Genomic DNA, 6211 nt, shown 5'->3' on the forward strand with positions numbered 1-6211 from the left:
GCGCAGCATCATGTCGTCTTCGACGACGGAACACGCCGTGCAGTTCTCGCAGGCTGCGGTCTTGACGATGCGCACGTCCACCACGCCGTCGCGGACGGCGACGACGGTGCCGGTCTCCGCCATCGCAGGACTACCCTCTCAGCTTGGCGCGGATCGGGACGGCGCGTGCCAGCAGCGCGGCGGGATCGAGCGTGGTCCACGCTCCCGCGTCGTACAGCATCTTGCCTGCCACCATCGTCATGAGCACGTTGTCCTGGTGCGACGTGTGCACGAGGGCGGCATACGGGTCCTCGGTCGGGACCTGGTGACTGCGCGACAGGTCGACCGCGATGATGTCGGCCTCCTTGCCCTCCTCGAGCGTGCCGACCTGCTCACCCAAGCCGAGTGCGCGCGCGCCCCAGACCGTCGCGAGCCGCATGAACGTGCGCGCCGTGAAGAAGCCCGGCTCGCCGGAGACGGCACGCTGGAGCATCAGCCCGAACCGCATCTCGTCGAAGAAGTCCATCGTCGGGCTGCTCGCCGGCGAGTCGGTGCCCAGCCCGAGCATCAGCCGGTTGCGCGTGAACTCGCGCAGCGGCGCGACCCCCATCGCGAGCCGGGCGTTGCAGCGCGCGCAATATGCGACCGACACGCCGCATTGCGCGAGGATGGCGATGTCGTCGTCGTCGACCTGCACGCAGTGCACGGCCAGGATCTCGGGCGCATCGAAGAAGCCCCAGTTCAGCAGGTAGCGCACCGGAGAGACGCCCGTCGGCAGCCAGCCCGCCTCGGTCCAGCTCGTCTTGTCCTCGAAGTCCGTGGCGATGGCCGATGAGCCGTACTTCACGAAGTCGTACTCGTCGCGCGAGCCGGCGAGGTGGGTCGCGACCTTCAGCCCCTCGGCGGTCGCCTTCTCGGCGACACGGCCGAACAGCTCGGGATGGCACGCGTACGGCGAATGCGGGGCGATGCCGATCGTGAGCAGCCCGCGGGAGTCGATCTCGTTCCACGCGGCGATGTCCTCCGAGGCGCGCGCGAGCACGTCGGGCACGTCGCGCTTGCGCATCGTGGCGACCTCGCGGTAGACCACGCCGCGCAGACCGGCCTCGGCGGCGGCCCGCGCGGACGCGCCCGACGGCGTGATGTCGGCGACCGTGGTGATCCCGCTGCGCACCGCCTCGAGTGCGCCGAGGCGCGCCGAGTCCTCCCAGTCGGCCACGTCGAGCCGCTCCTGCAGCGCCAGCAGCCGCATCTTCCACTGGGTGTAGGGCGAGTCGGTCACCAGCCCGCGGAAGACGGTGAACTCCATGTGCGTGTGGCAGTCCACGAAGCCGGGCATGAGCGCCGACTGCCCGAAGTCGCGGACCTCCTCGCCCGGATGGCGGGCGCGCAGCTCGTCGAGCGTGCCGACCTCGGCGATCCGCGTCCCGCGAACGAGCACGGCGCCGTGCTCGATGTGCGGGCCGGAGATGGGGAGCACGTAGCGCGCGGTGAGGATCATCGCCTGGGGTCAGCCTTCCGAAGACGAGGCGGGAATGTGGCTCACATGGTACCGCGTGCGCCGCGTGCGCGCCCGTCACCTGATGCCGACGTGCACCGCCACGATGCCGCCGGTCAGGTTCCGGTAGCGCACCGTCTCGAAACCGGCGGCGTGCAGCTCGGCCGAGAGCGCCATCTGGGTCGGGAACTCGAGGATCGAGTCACTCAGGTAGCGGTACGCCTTCTTGTCGCCCGACACTGCGCCGCCGACCCACGGCACAACGTGGCGCAGGTACCAGTGGTAGGCGACTCGGAACGGCACGAACGGCGGCCGGGACATCTCCAGGATGAGATAGCGCCCGCCGGGCTTGAGCACGCGGTACGCCTCGCGGAAGTTCGCCGCGCGGTCCGGCAGGTTCCTCACGCCGAACCCCACCGTGACCACGTCGAACTGCTCGTCGTCGAAGGGCAGCGACTGCGCGTCGGCCACGGCGAAGCGCACGGGGACCGGCGGAGGGTCACGCCTCACCTTCTGCTCGGCGATCTCCATCATCTCCGGCACGAAGTCGGTGGCCAGCACCTCCGCGGGCCGGCCGCGCCGCGCCATCGTGAGCGCGAGGTCGCCCGTCCCGCAGCACAGGTCGAGCACCCGGCTGTCCGAATCGACCTGCGCCATGCGAACGACACGCCGGCGCCACAGCTCGTCGATGCCGAGCGAGAGGACCGCGTTGAGGCGATCGTAGTCCGCCGCGATGCCGGAGAAGATGCCTCGCACGCGCTCGGTCGTCGCCTGCCCCGGCGTGGGGCCGCTCGACCGGTCTTCGGGCATCTACGCCTCCTGGTTCTCGATCTTGGCGGCCACCACCGCCGGACGGCGGAGCCCGAAGAGCATAGCGAGGTTCTCCCGGAGCCACAAACCGGCGGCGTTCAGCACGTGCGACAGTGCGGTCCGCGCCGGCCAGTTGAGCTCCGCCTTGCGGCAGACGGTCGACTCGTTGAGCTGCTCGACCTCGCGCTTCAGGTCGGCGAGGCGCGCGCCCCGCGTCTCGAGGTCGGAGACCGCCATGGCCGCGTCGATCCGGTCCATCGTCGCGCGCGCCCGGGCGATCCGCTCGTTGGTCTCGGCGGCCGCGGCGGCGTCGATCACACCGATCGACGTCTTGACCTCGTTGATGCCCATGGCCGCCAGGTACGTGGCCTCCACCATCTCGTCGGGCCCCATCGCCTCGGACTCGTAGTTCATGATGTGCTTCCATGACGGCTGGAGCAGCAGCTGGCGGTGCTCCTCGAGGGTGGTCGCCCGCCGCCGGTAGCCGTACTCCTCGGGACGGTCGAACGCGAGCGAGCCGGGGTCGAGGAACGGCGCCATCGGCGAGATGAACGCGAGCAGGCGCGGGTCGTTGCCGAGCCGCTCGTACAGGCCGCGCACGTAGTCCGGCGTCTCGAGCACGGACTCGCCGCTCTGCCCGGGGATGCCGGTCATGAAGTACAGGTCGAACCGGGAGCAGCCGTGCTTCATCGCCGAGGCGATCGAGTCCTCGACCTGCGCCATCGTGTAGTGGTGCTTGCCGAACCTCGACCGCACGCCGTCATCGTGGCTCTCGACCGAGATCTCGACCGACCAGTCGGGCAGGTGCGCGTCGAGGAACTCGTAGAAGTCGCCGCACGGCGGCTTGAAGAACTCGAACGCGATGGGGTTCTTCAGGCCGATGCGCGAGAGCCCCTCGACGAACGTTTTCGTGTAGTCGCGCCCCGCCTGCAGGAAATCGTTGAGCACGAAGATCGGACCGGGGATGTAGCGCTGGATGTTGGCGATGTCGCGGACGAGCAGTTCGGGGTCGCGGAACGCCACACGGTCGCGCCCGAAGTGCTCGCGGAACGAGTACGCACTGCCGCCGCAGGTCGCGCAGTCGTGCGTGCACCCGCGACAGGTGAGCGAGGCGCACACCGGGTACTGGAGCCAGTCCTTGAACGGCACGAAGGACATCATGTCGCGCTCGCGGATGACGGCGCGGAAGTTGTACGAGTAGTCGAGCGAGATGGCGTCCATGTCCGAGGGCACCCAGTCCAGCACGTTGACGCGGACCGCCCCCGACGCGTCCTTCCAAGTCAGGTTCGGGATGTCGGCGACCGAGCCGCCCGCCTTCAGCGCGCGCACGAGACGCAGGAGCGGCTCCTCGGTCGAGTCCCCGCGAAGGACGTAGTCCACGCACGGATACGACGCGAGCTCCTCGTGGAAGTACGACGACGACAGGCCGCCGAACACCACGGGCGTGTCCGGGTGGTGCTTCTTGCACAGCCGCGCGATCTCGACGGCCCCGTGCGCGTGCGGCAGCCAGTGCAGGTCGATGCCGAACACAGCCGGGTCCATGCCGTGGATCGCGCGCTCGACGTCGAACCTCGGCCGGTTGAGCATCAGCACCGCGAGGTTGACGATGCGCACGCGGCATCCGTGCCGCTCGAGATACTCGGCCATCGTGGTGAAGCCGAGCGGGTACATCTCGAAGACGGGTGTCGACGGCACCATGTCGGACACGGGCCCGAACATGATGGAGCGCTCTCTGAAGTCGTACACGCTCGGTGCGTGGAGCAGCACCAGATCGGTCTTGGACATCAGGCGAGGCCTCCGTCAGCCCTTGGGTCCTCGCGCCACAGCCGGCATGCCGCGGCGACGGGTACTCGTTGCGTCGCCCCGAGATTCGGCGCGGACGGCGTATCTCCTGCTTCGGAGCCCCGCCGACGCACCGCCGGCCGGACGCCTGTCGCAGGGTCACCTGCGGCGCATCGGCTCCGGTACGGACAGCTCGTCGAGCGTCTCGGCGTCCGACATCTTCCACGTGCCGCCGTCGAGCACCATCTTGAACCGGTTGGCCTCCGGCCATGACGTCTGCACCGAGGAGCGCTTCCACACGACGATCACGTCGACCGCGCCCGCCGAGGTCTCCATGCTCACGTACGGCCGCTTCCAGTCCGGGATCGCCGAGCTGTCACCCGCGCGCTTGCCGGCCGAGTCGTCCGCCAGCGCGGTGGCCACGGCCGAGTCGAGCACGTAGGGCGCGTAGTCCGCGGCGTCGGTCGAAAGGCGCGAGCGCACGTGCAGCACCTTGCCCACCGCCGTCGCGGCCGGATGCGAGTAGGCGGGCCACAGCGGCGCCTGCAGGACGGCCCACGAGCCGAGCCCGATCGCGGCGACGGCCACGGCGGCGAGCGCCGCGTAGAGCAGGACGCGGCCGCGCACCGCAGCCGCACCGGGCTCAGTGGCCTCGTCAGGGATGACGAGGTCGTCGGTGCGGGTCTCGGACTCGTCCACTACGGCGCCTGCTCGCCCGTCCCGCTCGGCACGGAGCTCTCACCGGTCACGGCGCCGGTCTCGGGCTCGCCGCCCGGCTCACCCGATGTCGACGGCGCCGGCGGCGCGGCCTCGTGGCAGGTGTCGCACGTGGCCGTCCCGTCCGGCTGGCCGGGGTTCGGATTGTGCACGTTGAACGAGTCGATCGTCTCGTACGAGCCCCCGTGGCACTGTGTGCAGGCCCGCGCGTCCGCCTCGGTGTGCGACTCGTGCTCGGGCAGGCGCAGGACGCCCTCGAACGACACGCGGTCGACGCCCTCCACACGGGCGCCCGCCTCGACCGGCGCCATGGCGCTGCCGTCCCAGCCCGCGCCCGTGTCCGAGGTCGTGTGGCACGACAGGCAGAAGTTGCGCACGTCGTGCGGGGTCGCGCCGGCGCCCATGACGATCTCGCCCGGAACGTCGCCGACCACGATCGGCGTGTTCGGGCCGGTCGCGGTGAGCACCTCGAGACCGAACGCGGAAGCGCCGGAGCCGTGGGGGTTGTGGCAGTCGTAGCACGGCAGAGGCGACCCGAACGGCATGGCCGCGCCCTCCGTGATGATCCGGTGGCCGGCGTTGCGGCTGCCGGACGTCACGTAGCGCTTGATGTCGATCGGCAAGGTGGCGAGGTACGAAGGACGCGTGCCGCCGTGGCAGATGAAGCACAGCGCCGCGTACGCGCCGGTCTGCTGGTCGTCGACGAGCGTGCTCGCGTCGGTCGGCCGGTACACGGCTCGCAGGCCGTCGTAGCGCGAGACGCCGCGGTGCGCCGCATGGCAGAACAGGCAGTCGCCCTGCGCGAGGCCGAACTCCGTCGACGACGGGATGGCCGCGTGCTCGTTGGCGCCCGGGTCGCGGTAGACCGCCGGGCCCGGGAACGAACCGAACAGCGGATACCCCTGGCCGTCGCGGGTGGCGACGGCGCGCGCCGGGTACGGGGCGCGGTACTTCTGCACGTACCAGCTGCCCTGGGCGTCGTGGCACGCAAGACACCAGCCGTTGGCGCCCGGATCGACGGTCACCGTGCCGATGACATCCCCGGTGATGACCTTCGGCCGCAGCGCCGACTGCGACGCCGCGTTCGCGTGCAGGTGGTGACAGTCGCCGCAGGTGTTCGTGAGGTCCGTCCCGGTGGCGGCGATCGCACCCTCCACCGTGTGCCCGCTGACCAGCCCGAACGAGTCCGAGGGCCCGGACGCCACGTTCGCCAGCGCGCCGGAGCCGTCGTGGCACCGGAGGCACGCCCCCGCCTCGCCGGCCCTGACCTCGTCCCCGCGCAGCATCGAGGAGGTGGTGTCGGCGCTGTGCGGCAGGTGGCACACGCGGCAGTACGACGTGGCACCTTGGCCGGTCTTCACGCCGTAGTGCGGCGAGATCGACCACTCGACGGTGAGCGTGTCGGTCACGGCGGACGGCAGCGAC

General features: G+C 70.5%; 4 protein-coding genes. All 4 read right to left on the minus strand.

Annotated features, from left to right (window positions below; translation table 11 throughout):
* Positions 1 to 130: 130 nt before the first annotated feature.
* The 4 genes from FDZ70_05405 to FDZ70_05420 all read right to left on the minus strand — a co-directional run bounded on the left by FDZ70_05405 (position 131) and on the right by FDZ70_05420 (position 4768).
* Positions 131 to 1480 carry an amidohydrolase gene (locus FDZ70_05405; protein TLM77477.1) on the minus strand — a complete coding sequence of 450 codons (1350 nt, stop codon included), beginning with the start codon at positions 1478 to 1480 and terminating at the stop codon, positions 131 to 133.
* Between the two features lie 75 nt (positions 1481 to 1555).
* Complete coding sequence (ubiE, locus tag FDZ70_05410; protein ID TLM77478.1) at positions 1556 to 2287, minus strand: bifunctional demethylmenaquinone methyltransferase/2-methoxy-6-polyprenyl-1,4-benzoquinol methylase UbiE; 732 nt, start codon at positions 2285 to 2287, stop codon at positions 1556 to 1558.
* Positions 2288 to 4072, minus strand: a complete 1785-nt coding sequence (locus FDZ70_05415) for a TIGR04190 family B12-binding domain/radical SAM domain protein (GenBank protein ID TLM77479.1) — start codon at positions 4070 to 4072, stop codon at positions 2288 to 2290. It lies immediately after the preceding gene.
* Positions 4073 to 4228: 156 nt separating this feature from the next.
* Positions 4229 to 4768: a hypothetical protein gene (locus FDZ70_05420; GenBank protein TLM77480.1), complete on the minus strand. Its 540-nt coding sequence runs from the start codon at positions 4766 to 4768 to the stop codon at positions 4229 to 4231.
* Between the last annotated feature and the right edge of the window lie 1443 nt (positions 4769 to 6211).

The organism is Actinomycetota bacterium (genome assembly GCA_005774595.1).
Taxonomy (GTDB): Bacteria; Actinomycetota; Coriobacteriia; order Anaerosomatales; family D1FN1-002; genus D1FN1-002.

Excerpts from the sequence above, each read along its gene's own strand:
- FDZ70_05405 (TLM77477.1), bottom strand. The coding sequence starts at position 1,480 with ATGATCCTCACCGCGCGCTACGTGCTCCCCATCTCCGGCCCGCACATC.
- ubiE (TLM77478.1), bottom strand. The coding sequence starts at position 2,287 with ATGCCCGAAGACCGGTCGAGCGGCCCCACGCCGGGGCAGGCGACGACC.
- FDZ70_05415 (TLM77479.1), bottom strand. The coding sequence starts at position 4,072 with ATGTCCAAGACCGATCTGGTGCTGCTCCACGCACCGAGCGTGTACGAC.